The sequence below is a fragment of the Janthinobacterium sp. 344 genome (assembly GCF_900112025.1).
Taxonomy (GTDB): domain Bacteria; phylum Pseudomonadota; class Gammaproteobacteria; order Burkholderiales; family Burkholderiaceae_D; genus Janthinobacterium.
This window is the reverse complement of record NZ_FOKL01000006.1, coordinates 413,725-435,923: the sequence shown is the minus strand read 5'-3', so window position 1 is coordinate 435,923 and position 22,199 is coordinate 413,725. Positions and strand designations below refer to the sequence as shown.

The following is a 22,199-nucleotide window of genomic DNA, read 5'->3' as shown; positions in this document are numbered from 1 at the left end:
CAGCTACTGATCGATGCCTTGGTAGGCTTTTACCCTACCAACTAGCTAATCAGATATCGGCCGCTCCACGAGCATGAGGTCTTGCGATCCCCCACTTTCATCCGTAGATCGTATGCGGTATTAGCGTAACTTTCGCTACGTTATCCCCCACTCCAGGGTACGTTCCGATATATTACTCACCCGTTCGCCACTCGCCACCAGAGCAAGCTCCGTGCTGCCGTTCGACTTGCATGTGTAAGGCATGCCGCCAGCGTTCAATCTGAGCCAGGATCAAACTCTTCAGTTTAATCTCTGTTACTTTGCCGTTTTACCGGCACCGTCATTGCTGACGGGTCGCTCACTCAAAAAACTGACAGGCTACTTCCGAAGAAGTATCCTATTTCATTATTTCTTCGTGAACATTTGATATTTTAAGTTAGACGCCAATCCGAAGATCGGCGCTGCACTTGCATCAAATGCCCACACTTATCGACTGTTAATTGTTAAAGAACTGTATTCGGTACTGCTTTCGCGCTATCGACAAAGCGTTGTGTTTGTCAGCTGCGAAGAAGAAAGAGTATGAGGCATTTTGCTACATCCGTCAACATCTTCTTTTTACTGCATCACCGTTTCCGGTGATCCTCAAGTGCCGCATTTGACTGCGTCTCATTGGGGAGGCGAACTATAGCAAAGCGCCCCAGCGGGCGCAAGGCTTTTCCCGGGTATTTGCGGCCAACTGCTACAATTTCGCCCCCTCAGCGCAAATCCGCGCCCATATATAGAAGATTCACCATGAAACAACAAGCTCAAGGATCAGGCCTGACCCTGAAACGAGCTGGCTTTACCACTGGCTTCGGCGTACTCGCCGCCACCCTCGGTTCCGCAGTCGGTCTCGGCAATATCTGGAAGTTCCCCTACCTGACGGGCGCCAATGGCGGCGCCGGCTTCCTGCTCATCTATCTGCTCGCTACCTTATTAGTGGGCCTGCCCGTGATGATCGCGGAAATCACTCTGGGGCGCCGCGCCAAGGTCAACCCGATTTCCACCATGGAACAGCTGGCACCGAAGGGCAAGCCCTGGTGGCTGGTCGGCCTCATCGGCATGGTCGCCGCTTTCCTGATCGTCGCGTTCTACTCGGAAGTGGTGGGCTGGGTGTTTGCGTATATCGCCAAGGCCATCGATGGCTCCATCTTGAGCAGCGACAAGCTGGTGACGGAAGCGGCCTTCGCCTCCCTGATCAGCAATCCCCTGCAATCACTGCTGTGGCAATGGGGCGTGCTGCTGTTTATCGGCGGCATATTGATGCTGGGCGTGACCAAGGGTATCGAGGCGATCGCCAAGAAACTGATGCCGCTGCTGTTCCTGCTGTTGCTGCTGCTGTGCGCGGTGAGCCTGTCGCTGGATAAAGCGGGCGAAGGCCTGGCCTTCCTGTTCCGTCCTGATTTTTCCAAGCTGACGGCTTCCGTCGTGCTGACGGCCATGGGCCTGGCCTTCTTTAAATTGTCTGTTGGCATGGGTACGATGATGACCTACGGCAGCTATTTCCGCGACGACCAGAATATCCCCGTCACCACCTTGCGCGTGATGGCGGCCGACCTGGGCGTATCCATGCTGGCCGGCATCGCCATCTTCCCCGCCGTGTTCACGTTTGGTTTTGCCCCCAGCGCGGGACCGTCGCTGGTGTTCATCACGATCCCCGCCGTATTCTCGCAAATCCCCATGGGGCAAGCCTTGATGGTGGTGTTCTTCATCCTCGCCGCCGTGGCCGCCACGGGGGCGATGCTGTCGCTGATGGAAGTGCCCGTGGTAATTTTCCATGAGCGCTTCGGCTGGACGCGCACCAGGGCCACCGTCGTGACCATGCTGCTGCTGGCCGTGCTCGGTTCCGTGTGCGCACTGAGTAACAGCACCCTGGCGGACTTCAAGCTGTTTAATTTGAATATGTTTGATCTGTTCGACTTTGTCTCATCGAATATCTTCCTGCCCGTGGGCGGCATTGCGATTGCGCTGTTTACCGGCTGGGCCTGGGGCAAGCAGCACTTCATCGATGCGATCAGCAACCACCGGCAGTTGCAGAATAGGACTCTGGCGCATGTGCTGCTGTTCCTGTTGCGCTTTGTCTCGCCCGTGCTGATCCTGATCGTGATGCTGAAGGGCCTGAAAGTATTTTAATCAGAGTACCCGGGTGTAGGTCTGGCGTACCAGCACCCGGTCGCCGCAATCGAAATGCCACCACTCGCTGTTGATGCCAAAGAAACCCGCCTGGAACATCGCTTCGCGCAACAAGCGGCGATGTTCCACTTGCTCCTCCGTAATTTCCCCTCTTTCCAGCATCACCAGCTCCAGCGCCGGGTGCGAGCGCTCACTCAGGTCATCAAAACCCGTGCCCATGTCCAGTTCCTGCCCATCCGGCCCGACGATGGTGATGTCGAGCGCCATGCCGAACGAGTGAATCGAGCCGCGCGACGGCTCGGCGATGTAGCCGAGCAGCTCCGTTCCCTGCAGCGCATCCCACAGCTGCTGCTGCACCCGCTGCGGGCGCAGCGCGTCGAGCACCAGCAGATGATGATCGGGCCGCCGCTCGGCCAGCCACGCCACGGCCTGTTCCAGCGCCGCGGCCGCATCGCGGTGCAGCCAGGCGCAATCGATGGGGCTGTATAAGTCGCGGCCGACGAAATTGTCGGGCGTGGCGTAGCGCAAGTCGACGGCGATACCGGCGATGCTGCTCAGATGGCGAAATTGCGGATCGCTGCTGACCGCTTCCAATTGCAGACTTACAAAGGACATCAGACTCCTCTTTCCAGGCAGTTACGTGCCGCCACGCCGATACTGTCGGCCAGGCGCCGCGCGCCATGCGACAGCGGCGAGTGGCTGGCCGTCAATAAATACAGTTGTATCGGTATCGTTGGCGCCCAGGGACGGCGCTGCAGCCGCTCGGGCGAGCCGGACGCGGCCGTAAACGGGTCGACCACGGCCATGCCGGCGCCCGCCTCCACCAGCGAGCGGGCGATTTGATAGGTTTGCACCACGGTGGAAAAGATGGGGTGGATATCCTGTGCTTCGCAAGCGGCGATCACCAGCTCCCCCAGCGGATCATTGTCGGCATGGCCGATCAACTCGCCAGACAGACCGTGCGCCGTCAACGGCGTGCCGCAAGCGGCCGCATGCCAGGTACCTGCGGGAGCGATCACCGTCATGACACCCTGTGCGATCGGTTCGGCCACGATGCCCGGATGGCGCGGGTCTTGCAACGACACGGCCAGGTCCGCTTCTCCCAGGCGCAAGGCATTGACGATCTCGCCCGTGTGATGCGTCGCCAGCTGGCAACGCGTGTGGGGAAAATCGCGCCGCCAGGCCGTCATGGCGAACGGCAGCACGCTGATGGCAATCGTCGGCGTGGAGACGAGACGGATGGTTTCCACCGCATGGCCCTTCAGGCTGGCCGCCAGGCGACGGATGCCCAGCAAATCGCGGTTGAGCTTTTCCGTCTCGACAAACAGGCGGTGCGCTTCGGGTTTCGGGTAGAGCTTGCCCCGCACGCGTTCAAACAACGGCATGCCCAGTTGCAACTCGCAATGCTGCAAGACCTTGGTCACGGCGGGTTGCGAGATATGCAGCACCTGGGCGGCGCCGCTGATGGTGCCAACTTGCATGATGGCGTGAAACACTTCGATATGACGCAGCCGCATGAGCTATTCCTTTGTCTTGCCGTGGCCGCCTGGGCCGTCAGCGTTCAGCATATAAGAAAAAGTCATGGGCTGGAATGGCCATGCTACTTTGCTACAACAGCCGGCGCCGGCGTCGTCAGCACTTCCAGCAGGGCCGCCGTTTCGCCATCCGGTGTGCCATCGAACAATTTGTTGCGGTATTTCATCTGGAAGGCGATCAGCACATTGCGTGTCGCCTCATCGAACACGCCCGTATTCGGCGTGGCATAGCCGTGCTGCGCCAGCTTCTTCTGGAACCAGACGGCGTCCGGCACTTGCTGGTCAAAGATGGCGCGCTGCGCGGCAACCCGGTTGGCATCCGGCCAGACGATCAGGCCCGCATCGGCCAGCTGGCGCCATGGGAACAGCGGTCCCGGATCCTGCTTGCGCTGCGGCGCGATTTCGTTGTGGCCCAGAATATTTTCCGGTGCGATGTTGTAGCGTGCCTGGATATCTTTCAACAGCGGGATCAGCTCATCGATCTGTGCCTGGGGAAACGGATACCAGATACGCCCTTCCGGCGTGTCCTTGAAGCCCGGGTTGACGATCTCGATGCCGATGGAGCTCACATTCAACTGGGTATACGTCTTCCAGTTACTCACGCCCGCGTGATTGGCCTGGCGCGATTCATCGACCAGCACATAAAACTTCGGCTTGTCCGTGTCCGTCAGCAAATAATGGCTGCTGACCACTTGTTCCGTCAGGATCTTGATCGAGCGGGGCAGGTCGCTGACCGTGTAATGGATGACGATGAATTTCACGCGCGGGCTCTGGCTGCGCGCGCTCAGGCTATGGTCAAGGTGCGGCGCGGGCGTGGTACAGGCGGAGAGCAGGGCCACCAGCAGGGCGAGAGCGATTTTTTTCATGAAAGATCCGTGTTCGGGTTAATAAAAGGTTCAGTCCTGGCCAACGCCGTGGCTGGCAGCCGTGGCAACCGCCTTCGCCGCTTGCCGCGCTGCCGCCTCATGCGGACGGGCAACTTTTTGCTCCATTGTCAACGATGCCGGCAAAGCGGCGCGCATGGCTGACGCGATGGCCGGATGCAACTGTGCCGCGCGGCCGGCCAGCACCACGGGGCGCGGGCCATGACGCGCCGCCAAGGCCAGGGCCAGGCGCGCCAGTTCCTGCCCGGCGCGCTGCAAGATCTGCAGCGCCAGCGGATCGGCGTCGGCACTGGCGGCAACGGCCAGCGCCAGCCGGCCGATGGTACCGCGATCCTGACCATACATGAAAGTACGCGACAGCGACCAGTCGCTACCGCCGACATGCGCAAACACGGCTTCAGCCATGGGCGACGCTTGCCAGCTGCCGGGCGCCTCGTCTTCGCGGCGCCAGATCTGGCGCAAGGCTTCGCGGGCGATCCAGTAACCGCCGCCGCCATCGTCGAGCAGGACGCCGCGCCCGCCCGCACGGTGAAACACACCATCCGTATCGATCCAGGCGGCAATCGAGCCCGTGCCCGCGTAGACCAGATAACCTTGGCCCGGTGCAAAGCTGTCGCGGTAGGCGATCTCGATATCGTTGCAGATAGTCACATCGCCGGCGTCCAGCGCCAGCAAGTCCGCCAGCGCTTGTGCCAGCATCACATCGTCGCCGCCAAACCCCGTCAAGCCCGCCACCACGGCGCGCGGCTGGCCGATGGTCAGCACGGCCTGGGACAGCGTCGCAAACGTGGCGTGCAGTGCCGCGCGGCCGGATTCGCTGCTCATTTGCAAGGCAGACAAGCCGTCCACCGCACCGTCGGCCACGATGGCGCCGTTCGCGCCAGCCAGGGCCCAGCGCGTCTGCGTGCCACCCGCGTCGATGCCCAGGCCCAGCACGGGCACCGCATTATTGGCTGTAGGGAAGGAAATCATGGCATGAGTGTAAAGCCAAGCTGAGCTTGCAGGCATGAAAGCTTGCGCATGTTTCATGCCTGCAGGTTATGGCCGAACGGTGAACGCTCAACAATTACTTGCTGGCCGCCGTAAACGGTGCGCGCATGGTGACGCGCGCGCTTTCATTGCCGAGTCTATCCACGGCGCTGACCACCACCGCATTGACTTTACCGGTGGCATCGTCAACCAGGGTCAGTTCGCCTTGCACGCCCGTCACCACGGTAAAGCGCCAATCCTCGCCATAGCGGGCCCAGATGGCATATTGCGCCACGGGCTTGCCACCGCCCGCCGTCAGTTTCAGGTTCAGGCTGGTGGAATCGCGGCGCGTGGCCACGCCCGGCGTGCCAGGCGCTTCCTTGCCCAGCCACGGCGTGGCGGGAATCAGGGCCGGACTTTGATACACCGTCGCCTTGAGTTGCTCGCTGACACCCTTGCGGTTCTGCATCAGGGGCACCATGCTGAAATGCACTTGCCCATTCGCGCCGGGGCGCGTGCGCGTCACTTCGATCTGCTTGATGATCTCTTGCGGCGTGAAGGACTTGGCGGAATTGTCGATGCGGCTCGTATATAAACCGGGCCACACGTGGCGGCCATACGGATTTTGCGCCAGCCAGTAGTCGAGCAGCACGCCAAACGCCTGCGGCGCCTGCGCCACGGGCCAGTACAGCTGCGGCGACAGGTAATCGAGCCAACCCTTGGCCAGCCACAGTTCCGCATCCGCATACAATTTATCGTACTGGCTGAAACCGACGATGCCGGCAGGGCGGCGGTCCGGGCGGCCGATGCCGAACGGGCTGATGCCGAAGCGCACCCAGCTCTTTTCGCGGTGGATGCCGGTATACAAGGCCTCGATCAGCTGGTTGACGTTCTGGCGGCGCCAGGAAGCGCGGTCCAGCTGGCCGCCGGCCAGCAGATATTGCTGCCAGGAAGGCTCATCGGGAAACGGCAGTTCGCGCTTGGCGCCGCCATTGCCCGCGTCCAGCGCGGCCGTCTCGGCGCCCGCACCGGCGCCGGGCGCATCGATCGGATACGGATAAAAGTAATCGTCGATGTGCACGCCATCGATATCGTAGCGGCGCACCACGTCCAGCACCACGTCCGTCGTGTGCTTCGAGGCGGCCGCTTCGCCCGGATCCATCCACAGGTAGCGTCCGTATTGCTTGACGGCCGCCGGGTTGGTGGACGCGAAACTGTCGCGCGCCAGCGGCGACTTGGCCGTGGCGTGGCGGGCACGGTAAGGGTTGAACCAGGCGTGCAATTCCAGGCCCCGCGCATGCGCCTGCGCCACCCAGAAGGCCAGCGGGTCATACAGGGGCAATGGCGGCTGGCCTTGCTTGCCAGTCAGGTACTCCGACCATGGCTCCAGCTGCGACGGGTAAATCGTATCGGCGCTAGGGCGCACCTGCAGCACGATCGCGTTCAGATTCAAGGACTTGGCGCGGTCGAGGATGGCCAGCGCCTCCGCTTGCTGCTTGGCGACCGGCAAGTTGTTGCGGCTGGGCCAGTCGATATTCGCCACCGTCGAGACCCAGGCGGCGCGGAATTCGCGCGGCGCCGGCGGCGGCACTTCTCCCGTGATGTGCTGCACGGGCGGCACGGCAGGCAAGATCGTTTCACCCGGCGTCACTGCGGAGGGCATCTTGGTGCTGGTACAGCTGCTGAGCAATGTGGCGGTGGCCAGCGCGGCCAGCACGCCGGTGGTGGCACCCAGGCGTTTTTTGAAAGTAGACAACAAAACAATTCCTTGCAGTGGTGGAGCGCAGGTCGATCGGTGCGGGCATTTTACTGTGCGCCCGCCATCCTTGCGGGCGCACACGGCAAAAGAATCAGGCCTCGGCCTTCTTGCCGAATTCCGGATCGATCTTGACCAGCGCAGCCATGATGAAGGCGGGAATCGTGGCGATACACACCCAGATGAAGAAGTGCTGGTAGCCGAGCATTTGCTGGATCCAGCCGCTGGCCATGCCTGGCAACATCATGCCCAGCGCCATGAAACCCGTGCAGATGGCGTAATGGGCCGTCTTATGCGCGCCATCGGACACCATGATCATGTACAACATATAGGAAGCGAAACCGAAGCCATAGCCAAATTGCTCCAACGCAATGCCCCCCGCGATCACATAGATATTGCTGGGCAAGGCGCTGGCCAGGTAGACGAAGACCAAGTCGGGCAGGTGCACGGACAGCACCATGATCCACAGGCAGCGTTTCAAGCCGAAGCGGGAAATGATGAATCCGCCCAGCAAGCCGCCCAGGGTCAGGGCGATCACGCCGATGGTGCCGTAGACGAGGCCCACTTGCTCCGTGCTGAGGCCCAGCCCACCCTTGGCGACCGGGTCAAGCAGGAAGGGCGCGGCCAATTTGAGCAGTTGCGCTTCGCCCAGGCGGAACAGCAGCAGAAATCCCAGGATGACGAGAATATCCTTCTTCTGGAAAAAGGCCGCAAAGGTGGCGACGAATTCCTGCCAGGGCGACGCAGCGGCGCCCTGGATGCTGGGCTGGTCATCCTTGGGTTTCGGCAAGATGACATAGTGGTACAGGAAGAGGGCGATGAACAGGCCCGCCAAAATGGCGAACACGACGGACCAGGCCAGCTGCACATTGCCCGTCGCATGCGTCAGATAGCCGGCCAGATACACGAGGCCGCCCTGGCCGGCGATCATGGCCAGGCGATAGAAAGTGCTGCGCACGCCGACGAAGGCCGCTTGCTGGTGCTGTTCCAGGCCCAGCATATAAAAGCCGTCGGCGGCGATGTCATGCGTGGCGGAACTGAAGGCCATCAGCCAGAAGATGGCCAGGCTGATCTGGAAAAAATGGGGCAGGGACGTCGTCAGGGCCACCAGCGCCAGCGCCGCGCCGATTACCAGCTGCAAGCCGACGATCCAGAAGCGCTTGGTGCGGTACATGTCGATGAAAGGCGACCACAGGGGCTTGATGACCCAAGGCAAGTACAACCAGCTGGTATACAGCGCGATATCGGTATTGCTGAAACCATAATTCTTGTACATGATCACGGACAAGGTCATGACCACGACATAGGGAATTCCCTGGCCGAAATACAGGGATGGCAGCCACAGCCACGGGTTTTTCGCGCGCGCCGGACCGGATTGTTTCACAAGCTCCATACATCCTTCGTTGTTGCCCAGACAGAAGAATGCCGCGCCATCGGTCAAGCCGCCAGTGCCGCCCGCACACTGCCGTCCGCTCTGGCCAACAATGCCTGTGCCTGGTTTGTGTTGATTTTTTTGATCAAGGCAACTATCGCCACCTTGACGTGATAGTGGCATTGCTCCAGCACGCTCCTGGCCTGCGCCTCGCTGGCGCCGGTGGCATGCATGGTCAGTCGCACCGCACGCCAGATCAGCTTGGCGTTAGTCGGCTTCAAGTCTACCATCAAGTTTCCGTACGTTTTATGCAAACCGATCATCAGGGCGCTGGAAATCGTGTTCAGGGTGATTTTCTGCGCCGTGCCCGCTTTCAAACGCGTGCTGCCGGAGATGACTTCCGTGCCCGTATCGAGCACGATGCCGCATTGCGCCTCGTGCGCCACGGGAGCATCCACGTTATTGGCGATGCCGATCGTCAAGGCGCCGGCCTTGCGCGCAGCCAGCAGGGCGCCCAGCACATACGGCGTGGCGCCGGACGCGGCCAGCAGGATCACCACATCGTTGGCTTGCGGCTGCAGGGCCAGCAAGTCCTGCTCGCCTTGCAATAAATCATCCTCCGCCCCTTCGACGGCCGTAAACATGGCGCCCGCGCCGCCGGCCAGGATGGCGACAGCCCGTTCGGGCGGCCAGGAAAACGTGGGAGTCAATTCAACGCTGTCGAGCACGCCCAGGCGTCCCGACGTGCCCGCGCCCATGTACAGCAGGCGGCCGCCGGCGGCGATGCGGGGCAGGGCGGCCGTGATGGCGGCGGCGATGTCGGGCGACGCCAGCCGCACGGCTTCGACGGCCCAGAACTGGTCATCGACCAGCGCCGCCACCAGTTGCTCCACCGGATACAGGTCCAGATCCGGATGCCGCCGGCTCGGGGTTTCAGTTTTCAACATGATTTTCGAACATGGTTGAAGGTGAAACCAGTTTAATACCAACTAACAAGATCAACCATGAAAGGATGGCGGGCGGGCATAACGGGAGTTTATGGCTACTGCAGGAACGTGGCCTGCCACTCATACTGCGATACGCTCCCGTTTGTGTCTATACTTCGACTCGACGCCCACATCCACGACACGCCCATGATCGCTCGCCAATTGCTGTTCCTGTTTAGCGCCCTGGGCGCCATCAACGGCATTTTCCTCGCCGTCTATTTTTTCAGCCGCCGGCCCCGCTGCCTGGCCGACTGCCTGCTGGGTGCATTGCTGCTCGCCGTCGGGGTGCGCACCGCCAAATCCGCCTTCCTCTATTTCAACCCGGCGATCGCCATCGAATTTCGCCAGCTTGGCCTGTCGGCCTGCCTGCTGATCGGTCCCCTGACCTATCTGTATGTGCGCGCCTTCCTGGCCGGGCGTGGGCAATTGCCTGCCGGACAACAATGGCGTTGGCATCTGGGCTTGTCCTTCCTGCTGATCGTCATTGGCGTCGCCTTTCCGTATTCCGCGTATCGTCCTGTGTGGGACCGTTCGAGTCACGCGATTCATGTGTTCTGGCTCTGCTACCTGCTGGCGGCGGCCAGGCTGCTGTGGCAAACCCGCCGTGCCTGGTTGAACGACGGGCAGCGCATGGCCACCAGCAGCGTACTCCTGCTGAGCGTCTTTGCCGGCAGCGGTGTCATGCTGGCGGCGTACGCGAGCACGCCGTTCACATCCTATATCGTCGGCGCCTTGTCATTCACCTTCTCGCTGCATGTCGCCGTCATGGCCTTTCTGCTAAGAAAGGAAACCCCGGCGCCTGCCGAGCCGAAGGAGAAGTATCAGAACAAGCGCCTGGCGCACGACGATGCGCTTGCCGTGCTCGCCGCGCTGGAACAACAGATGAGCGGGCAGAAATCCTATCTGAACCCGAACCTCACCCTGGCCCAGCTGGCCAAACGGGCGGGGTGCACGCAGGCGCAGGTGTCGCAGGTATTGAATGACAAGCTGAGCAAGAGCTTCAACACCTACGTCAACGAATACCGTATCGCCGAAGCGAAACAGGTCTTGGCAGACGCGCCGCAACTGAACATGGATACCGTTGCCGAGCGCTGCGGCTTCAATTCCAGTTCCACCTTCTACTCGACCTTCAAGAAAGTGGCGGGGCAGACTCCCGCCAGCTTCCGCGCCCAACCCAGCCAGGCGGCCACGGCCATTCCCCCGTAAAACCGCTCCGGAATCGCCATTCCGGAGTCTGAAATCCTGTTTGGCGACATCAACTCCCCTGCATTTCGATAACTTATCGACCAGCAACGATCTGACATAGGCGTTGCTCCGATAAACGCAGTTCTTCATTCAGGGTAAAGTCATGATTCAGTTTTTAGTACGCACGGTACTCGCCTGTTGCTTGCTCGGCAGCGCCGCGGCCGGCACCGCCGCAACCGCCGACCAGGACGACAATGCCATCCGGGAGACCGTGCGCTTGTATCTGCATGGCACCAGCTTCAACGTACAGGACGAGATCAACCAGGCCTTCCATGCCCAGTCGCGCCTTTACCTGGATGGTAAAAACGATGCGGAATGGGAATTGAGCGGTCCGGAATACGCCAAGCTCTTTTCCCAAGAGAAAATAGGGCAATTCAATGGGCGCCACGGGCGACTGCTCAAGGTGGACGTGAGCGGCAAGGTGGCAACCGCCAAGGCCGAGATCCACATTCCCCAGCAAGGAGTGCGCTATGTGGATGTCTTTCTTTTGAAAAAGATCGCCGGCAACTGGAAGATCGTCAGCAAGTCGGCCCATCGCGAGCCAGCAGCGCCGCGCCAGGCACGCAAGATGCTGCTGGTGGTGTCGAATGTGCATCAGTATCCCGGCACAAACGTTAACGCGGGCAATAATTTTCCCGAGCTTGCGTACACCTATGATGCCTTTCGCAAGGCAGGGTACGCGGTCGACTTTGTCAGTCCCGAGGGGGGCGCCATTCCGCTGGAAATGATCGTCACGTCGGACGCGCTGCTCAAGAAGCATCTGTACGACAGTGATTTCATGTGGGCACTGGCCCATACCAAGCCCGTTTCCGAGATCAGGTCAGACGAGTATGCGGGCATGGCCTTCGTCGGCGGCGGCGCGGCCATCGTCGGCGTCTCGGACAACCAGCCGCTGCAGGACATCGCCTTGCGCATCTACGAACAGCAAGGCGGCGTGATCGCGGCCATCTGCCAAGGCACCGAGGGCATCAAGAACCTGAAGCTCAGCGACGGTACTTTCCTCATCCAGGGCAAGGTGCTCACCTCGTTCCCCGATGCGTATCTCAACAAGGAGTCGCCGATCTACAAGGCCTATCCCTTTTCGGCGGAAGCCAGCATCAAGCGCCATGGCGGCATCTTCAGGCACGGCGCCAACGGCAAGAGCCACGTCGAGGTCGATGGCCGGCTGGTGACTGGCATGAGCTGGGAGTCGTCCGTCGGTGTGGCGGAATCCATGATCCGCCTGATCGAGCAGTAAGGTCAGGGCGCGCGGCGCATTTCCGCCACGAAGTCGTAATGATCGCTGCGGCAATATGAATGCGTCAGTTCCACCGCTTCGCCCGACTCCAGGTAGGCGATGCGCGTGATGAACAGCACGGCCTGGCCATCGGGGATGCCCAGCTGCTTGGCCAGCTCGGCCGTCGCATTCATGGCGCGGATATGCTGCAGGGCGCGCACGGGGGCCTTCTTGATGTTGCTCAGATATGCATACAGCGAGTCGCCCACGGCGCCCGGATCCGACACCACGCTGAACGGCAAGACGCTCACTTCATACGCCATCACCACGTCGTCGGCCAGGCGCAAGCGTTCCAGGCGCGCCACTTTCGTGTTCTGCGCCAGGCCCAGGCTCAGCTGTTCATCGCTGCTGGCGATGACGACATCGCGCTTGAGCCAGCGCGAACCAGGACGGTAGCCGCGCTGCTGCAGCTGTTCGGAAAAGCTCGACAGGTTCGACAGCGGCTGTTCGATGCGCGGGGCAATATAATTGCCCGAGCCACGGCGGCGCACGACGAGGCCTTGCTCGACGAGCTGGTCGATGGCCTTGCGGGCAGTCACGCGCGATACGTCGAGCAGTTCGGACAGGGTACGTTCAGAGGGCAGGGCCTGGTCTACCTGGTAGCGGCCGTTGCGTACGTCATCGCTCAGCTTGCGGGCGATCTGCATATATAAAGGCGAATTGTCATTTAAATCGACCTTGAGTTCTACGCTGGTCTGGCTCATACAGTTCTCCTTGTCCTCCTAGTGTAATAGCGATGGCGCTTGCGCGTATCCCGTCCGCCCATGAATAAATGGAAAATGACCATAAATAACGGTTATACACTTAAAAAAACAATGTTTTACCGTGGCTATAGCTTTGCATTATAGATAAATAAGCAATTTTCATTGGCCTCGAAGACTTTCCCGCCCTATGCTGAGGGCCATCCACACGATGTCAAACAGGGAAAGCATGATCAACAAAATGACGGGCTTACTGGGCTTGCTGCTGCTGGGCACGACCTGGAGCGCGCTGGCCGCACCGCTGGGTGGCGGCGCCGACAAGCTCGCGCCCACTGCACGGCAGCGCGCGCTTGATGCGGCCCTGTCCGCCATCGTCGACGACCCGGCACACCCGCTGGCCAGCCTGTCCGTGCTGGCCATCCGCCACGGCAAGGTGTCATATGCGCAGCAATTTGGCTACCGGCAGATCGGCGCCACCCCGGCGGATCATTTACCGGTAACACCGGACACCCTGTTCCGCATCGCTTCCGTATCGAAGATGATGACCACCCTGGGTCTGATGGCCCTGGTCGAGCAGGGCAAGCTGAGCCTGGACCAGGATGTCAGCATTTATTTGGGCTTTTCCCTGCGCAACCCGCACTTTCCCCAGCAGCCCGTGACCCTGCGCAGCCTGCTCAGCCACACCTCCTCGCTGCGCGACGCGGGCGGCTACGCCTGGGGGCCCGAACGCCGCCTGCGCGATGTGTTTACGGCTGGCGGCGACCTCATGTGGGATGCGGCCGCGGCGCCGGGCCGCTACTTCACGTATTCCAACCTGAACTGGGGCGTGATCGGCACGGTCATGGAACAGGTCACGGGCGAGCGCTTCGACCTGCTGATGCGGCGCCTGCTGCTCGATCCCCTCGATGTGCGCGGCGGCTATCATCCGGCGGCATTTTCCAGGGAAGAGCTGGCGGACACGGCTACCCTGTACCGCAAGCGCACGCTGGAGACGGAAACGTGGCAGCCGCAGGGACCATGGATCGCGCAAGCCGACGATTTTGGCCAGCATCCACCGGCCGGCCTGGCCAACTACGTGATCGGCAGCAACGCCACCGTGTTCAGTCCCACGGGCGGCTTGCGCATTGCCGCCGCCGGCCTGGGCAGGATCATGCAGATGCTGCTCGACGGTGGCCGCTACCAGGGCAAACAGATTGTGCAGCCGGCCAGCATCGCCTTGATGTTTGGCCGGCAATGGCAGTTGGCGCCCGACGGCGGCAATGGCGACAGCGAACGGGGCCTGTACCGCGCCTGGGGCCTGGGCAACCAGCAGTTTGACGCTGTGGCGGGGCAGGGCAACCGCCTGGTCGAGGGCGCCAGCTTCACGGCCGTGGGGCACTTGGGTGACGCGTATGGCCTCGTCTCCGCCTTCGTGCTCGATTTCAAGAACAGGAATGGCATGGTGATGCTGGTGGGCGGCACAGGCAGCGATCCCGCGCAGTATCCGGGCACGTATTCCGCCATGGGGCGCAGCGAGGAAGCGATACTCACCGCCTTATACCGTGGTGCGATTGACAAGCATGAACAATTCGCACCGAAATAGTGCATTCCTGAAAGTTATGGCTGCACCATGATGTTTCATTGGCTCCCGTGATGGCCAGCCTCTAAGCTCTCATCGAATGTTCCCGCACCATGGGAGCGCAACGCAGCGAGGCTACATGCAGCAACAAGTCATCATCATCGGCGGCGGCGTCGTCGGTCTGACATCGGCCTGGTGGCTGGCCGAGGCCGGCTACAAGGTCACGCTACTCGAACGCAATGAACAAGTGGCGATCGCCGCCAGCTACCGCAATGGCGGCCAGCTCAGCTATCGCTATGTGGCACCGCTGGCCGATGCGGGCGTGCCGTTCAAAGCCTTGCAATGGCTGCTGCAGAAAGATGGTCCGCTGCGCTTCCGCCCGGAAGCGGACTGGCGCCAATGGCGCTGGCTCGCCAGTTTCCTGCGCAATTGCAATGCGGCCAGCAATGCCCGCACGACGGCCAAGCTGCTGCAACTGGGCGAATGGAGCCGCGCCGGCATGGCCCAGCTGGAACTGACGGTGCCGCCCGAAGCGTATGCCTGGCGCGATGCGGGCAAACTCATCGTCTACCGCTCGCCCGCCATCTTCCAGCGGGCCGTGGCGCGGCCGGAATCGGAAGAGGCGCGCGTCGTGCTGTCGCCGCAGGAAGCCGTGCAGCGCGAACCGGCGCTGGCCGCCTTGCAGGGCGCGCTGGCGGGCGGCATTTTGACGGAAGGCGAGGCGGTGGCCGATTGCCACGCCTTTTGCCTGGCGCTGGAAGCGCGCCTGCTGCAGCACCCGAACTGTTCGCTCATCCTGAAAGGCGAGGCGCGCCGTCTCGTCACGCACAAGGGCCGGATCACGGGCGTCGACACCAGCCTGGGTTTGCTGCAAGCGGATCACTATGTGCTGGCGGCCGGCATCCAGAGCCGCGACCTGGCCGCCACGGCGGGCGTCTACCTGCCCCTGTACCCGCTGAAGGGCTACAGCCTGACGGCGCCCATCCGCGCGCAAGACCGGGCGCCCAAGATCAGCATCACGGATTTCGAGCGCAAGGTGCTGTATGCGCGCATAGGCGGCGACCTGCGCGTGGCCGCCATGGTCGACATGGTGGGCGCTGACAACCGCATCGACTGGAACCGCATCGCGGGCCTGACGCGGCTGGCGCGCGAAGCCATGCCGCACGGCGCCGACTACGACCAGGCCACGGCCTGGGCCGGCCTGCGCCCCGCCACGCCGAACAGCGCGCCGCTGGTGGGCGCCAGCAAAGTGGGCAATCTGTGGCTCAACGTGGGCCATGGTCCGCTGGGCTTTACCTTTGCCGCCGGCACGGCGCGCATCCTGGCCGACTTGATGCAGAACAAGGCGCCGCCGTTCGCGCTGGACTTCCTCGCGCCGCAAAAGTAGGCGCAGCGGCAGCACCGGCGACCGGCGCCGCCGATATGGCGGATAATTGCGGAACTTTCCTGTTCCCTTATTTGCCAGCGCATGCCGACACCCCCGAAATCCGCCGCCTGCCCCTGTGGCGGCGCCTCCTACGCCAGTTGCTGCGGCCCGTATATCGCCGGCGACGCCTTGCCGCCCACGGCCGAAACCCTGATGCGCTCGCGCTATACGGCGTTTACCTTGCGCGATGCGCCGTATCTGCTGGCGACATGGCACCCCAGCACCCGTCCCACCGATGCTTTATTTGCGGCAGAAGAAAAAGTCCACTGGCTGGGACTTGAGGTAAAATCTGCTTTACGTTTACGTCAACGTAAAGCAATATCAGCAGATCAAGCCGAAGAGACAAACCGCGACAGCGTGGAATTCGTGGCCCGCTACAAGGTCAACGGCCGCGCGCACCGCCTGCATGAAGTGAGCCGCTTCGTGCGCGAGGCGGGCGAGGGCGGTGGCGCCCTGCGCTGGTTTTATCTCGACGGCAGTTTTCCCGAATAGCGCGACCCGAGAGACCGGGCGATAATAAAAAGGAACCGCAATGCCGCACATCGAAAGCAAACTCAATCCGCGCAGTGAAGATTTCAAGGCCAATGCCGCGGCCATGCAAGCCATCGTCGACGACCTGCGCGACAAGGTGGAAAAGATCGCGGCCGGCGGCGGCGAAGCGGCGGCCGCCAAGCACCTGGCGCGCGGCAAACTGCTGCCGCGCGACCGCGTGCAGATGCTGCTCGATCCCGGCACGCCCTTCCTCGAGTTTTCCCAGATGGCGGCCTACGCCATGTACCAGGACGCCAAGGGCGTCGATGCGGCCCCTAGCGCCGGCATCATCACCGGCATCGGCCGCGTCTCGGGCCAGGAATGCGTCATCGTCTGCAACGACGCTACCGTCAAGGGCGGCACGTATTATCCGATGACGGTGAAAAAGCATTTGCGCGCCCAGGAAATCGCCGACCAGAACAACCTGCCCTGCATCTACCTGGTCGATTCGGGCGGCGCCAACCTGCCGAACCAGGACGACGTCTTCCCCGACCGCGACCATTTCGGCCGCATTTTTTATAACCAGGCGAATTTGTCGGCCAAGGGCATTCCGCAGATCGCCGTCGTGATGGGTTCTTGCACGGCGGGCGGCGCCTACGTGCCGGCCATGAGCGACGAGTCGATCATCGTCAAGGAGCAGGGCACGATTTTCCTCGGCGGCCCGCCGCTGGTGAAGGCCGCCACGGGCGAGGTGGTGACGGCCGAAGACCTGGGCGGCGGCGACGTGCACACGCGCCTGTCCGGCGTGGTCGACCACCTGGCGCAGAACGACCTGCATGCGCTGTCGCTGGCGCGCACCATCGTCTCGAACCTGAACCGCACCAAGCCGCAACAAATGGCGCTGCGCGCATCCGTCGAACCGACATACCCGACGCAGGAACTGTATGGCGTGATCCCCGTCGATACGCGCAAGCCGTTCGACGTGAGGGAGGTCATCGCGCGCATCGTCGACGGCAGCGATTTCGACGAATTCAAGGCCCGCTACGGCACCACCCTGATCTGCGGCTTCGCCCACATCTATGGCGTCAAGGTCGGCATCATCGCCAATAACGGCATCCTGTTTTCCGAATCGGCGCTGAAGGGCACGCATTTCATCGAATTGTGCTGCCAGCGCAAGATCCCCCTGGTGTTTTTGCAAAATATCACCGGCTTCATGGTGGGCCGCAAGTACGAAAACGAGGGCATCGCCCGCAATGGCGCCAAGATGGTGACGGCGGTTGCCACGGCCGCCGTGCCGAAATTCACGGTCATCATCGGCGGCAGCTTCGGCGCCGGCAATTACGGCATGTGCGGCCGCGCGTTCTCTCCCCGCTTCATGTGGATGTGGCCCAATGCGCGCATTTCCGTCATGGGCGGCGACCAGGCGGCTTCCGTGCTGGCCACCGTCAAGCGCGACGGCATCGAAGGCAAGGGCGGACAGTGGAGCGCGGACGAGGAAGCGGCGTTCAAGCAGCCGATCAAGGATCAATACGAACACCAGGGCCACCCGTACTACGCCACCGCGCGCCTGTGGGACGACGGCGTGATCGACCCGGCCGACACCCGCATGGTGCTGGGCCTGGGCCTGTCGGCCGCGCTCAACGCGGAAATCCCGGACACGAAGTTCGGCGTATTCCGCATGTAAAGGGGGAAAAGCATGGAATTTGAAACCTTAAAGCTGGTCATCGAGGGCAATGTCGCCACCGTGACCCTGAACCGCCCCGACGTGCGCAATGCCTTCAACGAGACGACGATCGCCGAACTGGCGCGCGCCTTCGAAGGCCTGGGCCGCAGCGACATGGTGCGCGCCATCGTGCTGGCGGCGAACGGCGCGGCCTTTTGCGCCGGTGCGGACCTGAACTGGATGAAGAAGATGGCCGGCTACACGCATGCCGAAAACCAGGCCGACGCGCTGCAGCTGGCGCAGATGCTGCGCACGATTTACCTGTGTCCGAAACCCGTGGTGGCGAAGATCCAGGGCGACTGCTATGCGGGCGGCATGGGCCTCGTCGCCGCATGCGATATCATTCTGGCTGCGGAAGACGTGCATTTCTGCCTGAGCGAAGTGCGGCTGGGACTGATCCCGGCCACTATTTCACCGTATGTCATCAAGGCCATGGGCGAAAACGCGGCGCGCCGCTATTTCCTGACCGCCGAGCGCTTCTCCGCACAGGAAGCGCTGCGCATCGGCTTTGCCCACGAGGTAGTCGAGGCAAGCGCGCTGGACGCGAAAACCTTTGATGTGCTGAAGGCGCTGACGGGCAACAGCCCGCACGCCGTGGCGCAGGCGAAAACGCTGGTGCGCGAGATCGCCGGCCGGCCGGTCGACGACGCGCTGCTGGCCGACACGGCCGAGCGCATCGCGCAGATCCGCGCCTCGGAGCAGGGACGCGAAGGCGTGCAATCCTTCCTCGAGAAGCGCAAGCCGGCTTGGCTCATGGGCTAGTTAATAGTCCAAAGCGCATGGATTAAGAAAATCATTGGAGCAGTTTTGAAAGCAGAAAAACAATCGGGCTGGGTCGAACGCAGTCTGCGCAGCGTGTGGCATCCGTGCACGCAAATGCAGCACCACGAGACGGTTCCCCTCATCCCCGTCAGCCATGGCCGCGGCGCCTGGCTGTACGACCACGAAGGCCGACGCTACCTGGACGCCATCAGCTCCTGGTGGGTGAACCTGTTCGGCCATGCGAATCCGCGCATCAATGCGGAACTCAAGGATCAATTGGACCGGCTGGAACACGCCATGCTGGCCGGTTTCACGCATGAACCGGTGATCGAGCTGTCGGAAAAGCTCTCCGCCTTGACGGGCGGTGTGCTTGGCCACAGCTTTTACGCCTCCGATGGCGCGTCGGCCGTGGAAATCGCCCTGAAAATGAGTTTTCATGCGTGGCGCAACAGCGGCAAGAGCGAGAAACAGGAATTCGTGTGCCTGAAGGGCAGCTACCACGGCGAAACCATCGGTGCGCTGGCCGTCACGGACGTGGCCCTGTTCAAGGACGCCTACGGCCCCCTGCTGCGTGCCACGCAGACGGTGATGTCGCCCGACTTCCGCCAGGCGGCCGAGGGCGAGTCCGCCGAAGACGTGGCGCGCCGCGCGGCCTTTGAAGTGGAACAGCTGTTCCAGCAGAAGGCCGACAAGATCGCCGCCATCATCATCGAGCCGCTGGTGCAGTGCGCCACCGGCATGGCCATGCACGACCCGCTGTACCTGTCACTGGTGCGCGCCCTGTGCGACCGCTATCAGGTCCATTTGATCCTGGACGAAATCGCCGTCGGCTGCGGGCGCACGGGCACCTTCTTCGCGTGCGAGCAGGCCGGCATCTGGCCCGACTTCGTCTGTCTGTCCAAGGGCATCAGCGGCGGCTATTTGCCCCTGTCCCTGGTGATGACGCGCGAAGATATTTATCAGGCCTTCTACAGCACCGACGTGCGCCGCGGCTTCTTGCATTCGCACTCGTACACGGGCAACCCGCTGGCCTGCCGCGCGGCGCTGGCGACCCTGTCGATTTTCGAGGAAGACGACGTGCTGGCGGCCAACCGCGAACGCGCCGCCAAGATCACGCGCGCGCTGGCGCCGCTGGCGCAGCACGAGCGCGTAAAACACTTCCGCCAGCAGGGCATGATCTGGGCCTTCGATGCGGTGGACGCGGCGCCCGATTTTTCGCGCCGCTTCTTCAGCACGGCGCTGGAACACGAACTGCTGATGCGCCCCATCGGTTCCACCGTCTACCTGATGCCGCCGTACATCCTCGACGACGCCGAAATCGCGGGCCTGGGCCAGCAAACGCTGGCCGTCTTCAACAGCGTGATGGGAGCCTGAGATGGAACTGCTCACGCGCTTGAAGCAGCAGTTGCAGGGGCTGGAAGAGCGCCGCCTGATGCGCCGCCGCCGCACCGTCGACACGCCGTGCGCGCCGCGCCTGACGGTCGATGGACGCGACATGCTGGCCTTCTGCAGCAACGACTACCTGGGCCTGGCGTCGCATCCGCGCATCGTCGCCGCGCTGCAAGAGGGCGCCGACCTGTATGGCGCCGGCAGCGGCGCTTCGCACCTGATCAGCGGCCATAGCCGCGCCCACGCGCAGCTGGAAGAACGCCTGGCCGCGTTTGTCGGCGCCAACCTGGAACAGGCGCGCGCCCTGTATTTCTGCACCGGCTACATGGCTAATCTGGCTGTGCTGACGGCCTTGTCGGCGGGCGACGCGGACGCCGAGATCTTCTCGGAAGCGCTGAACCACGCTTCGCTGATCGACGGCACGCGCCTGGCCCGCGTGAAGACGCGCGTGTATCCGCACGCCGACCTCGATGCGCTCGCGGCCCTGCTGGCGGCCAGCAAAGCCAAGACGAAAATCGTCGTCACCGACAGCGTCTTCAGCATGGATGGCGACCTGGCGCCGCTGCCCGCGCTGCTGGCCCTGTGCGAGCAGTACGGCGCCTGGCTGGTGGTCGACGATGCGCACGGCTTCGGCGCGCTGGGCGACAACGGCCGCGGCGCGCTGGAGCACTTCAAGCTGCATTCGCCCTACCTCGTGTATGTGGGCACATTGGGAAAATCGGCCGGCGTGGGCGGCGCCTTTGTTTGCGCGCACGACGCCGTGATCGAAACCCTGATCCAGAAGGCGCGCCCCTACATCTTCACCACGGCGGCCGCGCCCGCGCTGGCGCATGCGCTGCTGGCCAGCCTGGACATCATCGCCGGCGAGGAAGGCCGGCAGCGCCGCGCCCACCTGGCGGCGCTGGTGGCGCAATGGAACGAGGGCCTGCAGCTGCGGCGCTGGCAAGCCTTGCCGTCGCTCTCCGCCATCCAGCCCGTCATCATCGGCGAGAATGCGGACATGCTGGACATCGCCGCCACCCTGTACCAGCAAGGCCTGTGGGTCGGCGCGATCCGCCCGCCCACCGTCCCCGTCGGCACGGCGCGCCTGCGCGTGACCCTGTCGGCCGGCCACACGGCGCAGGAAGTGGCGCACTTGATCAACGCACTCAACACCCTGGAAAGGACTCGCCATGAGCCTTGATGACCCTATCGTGGCGGAAGTGCTGGCGGACCTGGCGCCGGCCGTGCAGCCGGCGCCAGCCGCCACCGGCCTGCCATCGCGCTTTGCCTGTTTCGTCACCGGCACCGACACGGAAATCGGCAAGACCCTGACCTCGTCGGCCCTGCTGCACGCGCTGGTGGCGCGCGGCGTGCGCGCCTGCGGCATGAAGCCGGTGGCCGCCGGTGCCGAGATGCGCGACGGCGAACTGCATAATGAAGACGCCGACAGCCTGATCGCCGCCGGCAACGTCAGCATGCTGCGCAATATCACCACGCCCTACATGCTCAAGGAAGCGGCGGCGCCGCACATCGCCGCCGCGCTCGAAGGCGTGAGCATCGAATCGGTGCCGATCCTGGCCGCCTACCTGGAAATCGCCGCCGCCTCGGACGCCGTCGTGGTCGAAGGCGTGGGCGGCTTCCGCGTGCCGCTGTCGCCCGGCTTCGATTCGGCCGACCTGGCGCAGCAGCTCGATCTGCCCGTGATCCTCGTGGTCGGCATGCGTTTGGGCTGCATCAGCCAGGCCTTGCTGACGGTGGAAGCCATCGAAGCGCGCGGCCTGACGGTGATCGGCTGGGTCGCCAACACCCTGGAAGTGGAAATGCGCTTCCTCGACGAAAATATCGATGCGCTGATCGAGCGCATCCCGGCGCCGCTGCTGGGCAGGGTACCGCGCCTGGCGCAACCCAGCGCGCAAGCGGCGGCGGCGTATCTCGATTTCACCGGCTTGCCCAACTGGCCGGCGCAGCACCCCAACACTTAAAACGTATTCAAAATAGAAGCGAAGGAATCAC

19 protein-coding genes and 1 rRNA gene are annotated in these 22,199 nt (G+C 62.7%); 11 read left to right on the top strand and 9 right to left on the bottom strand.

Annotated elements, in window-relative coordinates; all coding sequences use genetic code 11:
* Positions 1-286, bottom strand: a 16S ribosomal RNA gene (locus tag BM193_RS18480); the annotation flags it as partial.
* A gap of 485 nt (positions 287-771) precedes the next feature.
* On the opposite strand from BM193_RS18480, the gene BM193_RS18475 reads away from it, so the two are divergent.
* The gene (locus BM193_RS18475) at positions 772-2,151 is read left to right on the top strand and encodes a sodium-dependent transporter (RefSeq protein WP_092799157.1); all 1,380 of its coding nucleotides are present in this window, start codon (positions 772-774) and stop codon (positions 2,149-2,151) included.
* Here BM193_RS18475 and BM193_RS18470 read toward each other — a convergent pair whose 3' ends face one another.
* From BM193_RS18470 to BM193_RS18440, 7 genes are all read right to left on the bottom strand, one after another.
* Positions 2,152-2,766, bottom strand: coding sequence for a M15 family metallopeptidase (locus BM193_RS18470; protein WP_092799155.1), 615 nt, complete (start codon positions 2,764-2,766; stop codon positions 2,152-2,154). It abuts the gene before it with no gap.
* A complete protein-coding gene (locus BM193_RS18465; protein WP_092799153.1) occupies positions 2,766-3,668 on the bottom strand; it encodes a LysR family transcriptional regulator in 903 nt (300 codons plus the stop codon). The genes BM193_RS18470 and BM193_RS18465 overlap by 1 nt, the downstream gene beginning before the upstream one ends.
* Before the next feature lie 83 nt (positions 3,669-3,751).
* Positions 3,752-4,552 carry an N-acetylmuramoyl-L-alanine amidase gene (locus tag BM193_RS18460; protein ID WP_092799151.1) on the bottom strand — a complete coding sequence of 267 codons (801 nt, stop codon included), beginning with the start codon at positions 4,550-4,552 and terminating at the stop codon, positions 3,752-3,754.
* A 30-nt stretch (positions 4,553-4,582) separates the two neighbouring features.
* On the bottom strand, positions 4,583-5,542 hold the full coding sequence (locus BM193_RS18455; RefSeq protein WP_254786311.1) for a BadF/BadG/BcrA/BcrD ATPase family protein: 960 nt from the start codon (positions 5,540-5,542) through the stop codon (positions 4,583-4,585).
* A gap of 94 nt (positions 5,543-5,636) precedes the next feature.
* A complete protein-coding gene (locus BM193_RS18450) occupies positions 5,637-7,298 on the bottom strand; it encodes a glycoside hydrolase family 10-like protein (RefSeq protein WP_092799147.1) in 1,662 nt (553 codons plus the stop codon).
* Positions 7,299-7,389: 91 nt separating this feature from the next.
* Positions 7,390-8,688 (bottom strand): MFS transporter, encoded by a 1,299-nt coding sequence (locus tag BM193_RS18445; RefSeq protein ID WP_092799145.1) that lies wholly within the window; start codon positions 8,686-8,688, stop codon positions 7,390-7,392.
* A gap of 44 nt (positions 8,689-8,732) precedes the next feature.
* Complete coding sequence (locus BM193_RS18440) at positions 8,733-9,614, bottom strand: N-acetylmuramic acid 6-phosphate etherase (RefSeq protein WP_092799143.1); 882 nt, start codon at positions 9,612-9,614, stop codon at positions 8,733-8,735.
* 186 nt (positions 9,615-9,800) lie between these two features.
* On the opposite strand from BM193_RS18440, the gene BM193_RS18435 reads away from it, so the two are divergent.
* Together BM193_RS18435 and BM193_RS18430 are read left to right on the top strand one after the other, a co-directional pair.
* Positions 9,801-10,859 (top strand): helix-turn-helix transcriptional regulator, encoded by a 1,059-nt coding sequence (locus tag BM193_RS18435; RefSeq protein WP_175533338.1) that lies wholly within the window; start codon positions 9,801-9,803, stop codon positions 10,857-10,859.
* Between the two features lie 142 nt (positions 10,860-11,001).
* Entirely contained in the window at positions 11,002-12,135 is a 1,134-nt protein-coding gene (locus BM193_RS18430; protein ID WP_092799139.1) for a nuclear transport factor 2 family protein, read from the top strand.
* Between the two features lie 2 nt (positions 12,136-12,137).
* On the opposite strand, the gene BM193_RS18425 is transcribed toward BM193_RS18430, so the two are convergent.
* The gene (locus BM193_RS18425; RefSeq protein WP_092799137.1) at positions 12,138-12,878 is read right to left on the bottom strand and encodes a GntR family transcriptional regulator; all 741 of its coding nucleotides are present in this window, start codon (positions 12,876-12,878) and stop codon (positions 12,138-12,140) included.
* Positions 12,879-13,116: 238 nt separating this feature from the next.
* Between BM193_RS18425 and BM193_RS18420 the strand changes: the two genes are divergently transcribed.
* The 8 genes from BM193_RS18420 to bioD all read left to right on the top strand — a co-directional run bounded on the left by BM193_RS18420 (position 13,117) and on the right by bioD (position 22,168).
* Positions 13,117-14,457, top strand: a complete 1,341-nt coding sequence (locus tag BM193_RS18420) for a serine hydrolase domain-containing protein (protein ID WP_254786310.1) — start codon at positions 13,117-13,119, stop codon at positions 14,455-14,457.
* 76 nt (positions 14,458-14,533) lie between these two features.
* Positions 14,534-15,820 carry a D-amino acid dehydrogenase gene (locus tag BM193_RS18415; RefSeq protein ID WP_175533337.1) on the top strand — a complete coding sequence of 429 codons (1,287 nt, stop codon included), beginning with the start codon at positions 14,534-14,536 and terminating at the stop codon, positions 15,818-15,820.
* A gap of 81 nt (positions 15,821-15,901) precedes the next feature.
* Positions 15,902-16,351, top strand: coding sequence for a YchJ family protein (locus BM193_RS18410; protein WP_092799131.1), 450 nt, complete (start codon positions 15,902-15,904; stop codon positions 16,349-16,351).
* Between the two features lie 40 nt (positions 16,352-16,391).
* Positions 16,392-18,014, top strand: a complete 1,623-nt coding sequence (locus BM193_RS18405; protein ID WP_092799129.1) for a carboxyl transferase domain-containing protein — start codon at positions 16,392-16,394, stop codon at positions 18,012-18,014.
* Between the two features lie 12 nt (positions 18,015-18,026).
* Complete coding sequence (locus tag BM193_RS18400; protein ID WP_092799127.1) at positions 18,027-18,815, top strand: enoyl-CoA hydratase/isomerase family protein; 789 nt, start codon at positions 18,027-18,029, stop codon at positions 18,813-18,815.
* A gap of 45 nt (positions 18,816-18,860) precedes the next feature.
* Positions 18,861-20,189 (top strand): adenosylmethionine--8-amino-7-oxononanoate transaminase, encoded by a 1,329-nt coding sequence (bioA, locus tag BM193_RS18395; protein ID WP_092799126.1) that lies wholly within the window; start codon positions 18,861-18,863, stop codon positions 20,187-20,189.
* Between the two features lies 1 nt (position 20,190).
* Entirely contained in the window at positions 20,191-21,387 is a 1,197-nt protein-coding gene (gene bioF / locus BM193_RS18390; RefSeq protein WP_092799124.1) for an 8-amino-7-oxononanoate synthase, read from the top strand.
* Positions 21,377-22,168, top strand: coding sequence for a dethiobiotin synthase (bioD, locus tag BM193_RS18385; RefSeq protein WP_092799122.1), 792 nt, complete (start codon positions 21,377-21,379; stop codon positions 22,166-22,168). Before bioF ends, bioD begins: the two co-directional genes overlap by 11 nt.
* Positions 22,169-22,199 lie beyond the last annotated feature (31 nt).

Coding starts and splice junctions, on each gene's coding strand:
- BM193_RS18475 (WP_092799157.1), top strand. CDS start 772: ATGAAACAACAAGCTCAAGGATCAGGCCTGACCCTGAAACGAGCTGGC.
- BM193_RS18470 (WP_092799155.1), bottom strand. CDS start 2,766: ATGTCCTTTGTAAGTCTGCAATTGGAAGCGGTCAGCAGCGATCCGCAA.
- BM193_RS18465 (WP_092799153.1), bottom strand. CDS start 3,668: ATGCGGCTGCGTCATATCGAAGTGTTTCACGCCATCATGCAAGTTGGC.
- BM193_RS18460 (WP_092799151.1), bottom strand. CDS start 4,552: ATGAAAAAAATCGCTCTCGCCCTGCTGGTGGCCCTGCTCTCCGCCTGT.
- BM193_RS18455 (WP_254786311.1), bottom strand. CDS start 5,542: ATGATTTCCTTCCCTACAGCCAATAATGCGGTGCCCGTGCTGGGCCTG.
- BM193_RS18445 (WP_092799145.1), bottom strand. CDS start 8,688: ATGGAGCTTGTGAAACAATCCGGTCCGGCGCGCGCGAAAAACCCGTGG.
- BM193_RS18440 (WP_092799143.1), bottom strand. CDS start 9,614: ATGTTGAAAACTGAAACCCCGAGCCGGCGGCATCCGGATCTGGACCTG.
- BM193_RS18435 (WP_175533338.1), top strand. CDS start 9,801: ATGATCGCTCGCCAATTGCTGTTCCTGTTTAGCGCCCTGGGCGCCATC.
- BM193_RS18430 (WP_092799139.1), top strand. CDS start 11,002: ATGATTCAGTTTTTAGTACGCACGGTACTCGCCTGTTGCTTGCTCGGC.
- BM193_RS18425 (WP_092799137.1), bottom strand. CDS start 12,878: ATGAGCCAGACCAGCGTAGAACTCAAGGTCGATTTAAATGACAATTCG.
- BM193_RS18420 (WP_254786310.1), top strand. CDS start 13,117: ATGACGGGCTTACTGGGCTTGCTGCTGCTGGGCACGACCTGGAGCGCG.
- BM193_RS18415 (WP_175533337.1), top strand. CDS start 14,534: ATGTTCCCGCACCATGGGAGCGCAACGCAGCGAGGCTACATGCAGCAA.
- BM193_RS18410 (WP_092799131.1), top strand. CDS start 15,902: ATGCCGACACCCCCGAAATCCGCCGCCTGCCCCTGTGGCGGCGCCTCC.
- BM193_RS18405 (WP_092799129.1), top strand. CDS start 16,392: ATGCCGCACATCGAAAGCAAACTCAATCCGCGCAGTGAAGATTTCAAG.
- BM193_RS18400 (WP_092799127.1), top strand. CDS start 18,027: ATGGAATTTGAAACCTTAAAGCTGGTCATCGAGGGCAATGTCGCCACC.
- bioF (WP_092799124.1), top strand. CDS start 20,191: ATGGAACTGCTCACGCGCTTGAAGCAGCAGTTGCAGGGGCTGGAAGAG.
- bioD (WP_092799122.1), top strand. CDS start 21,377: ATGAGCCTTGATGACCCTATCGTGGCGGAAGTGCTGGCGGACCTGGCG.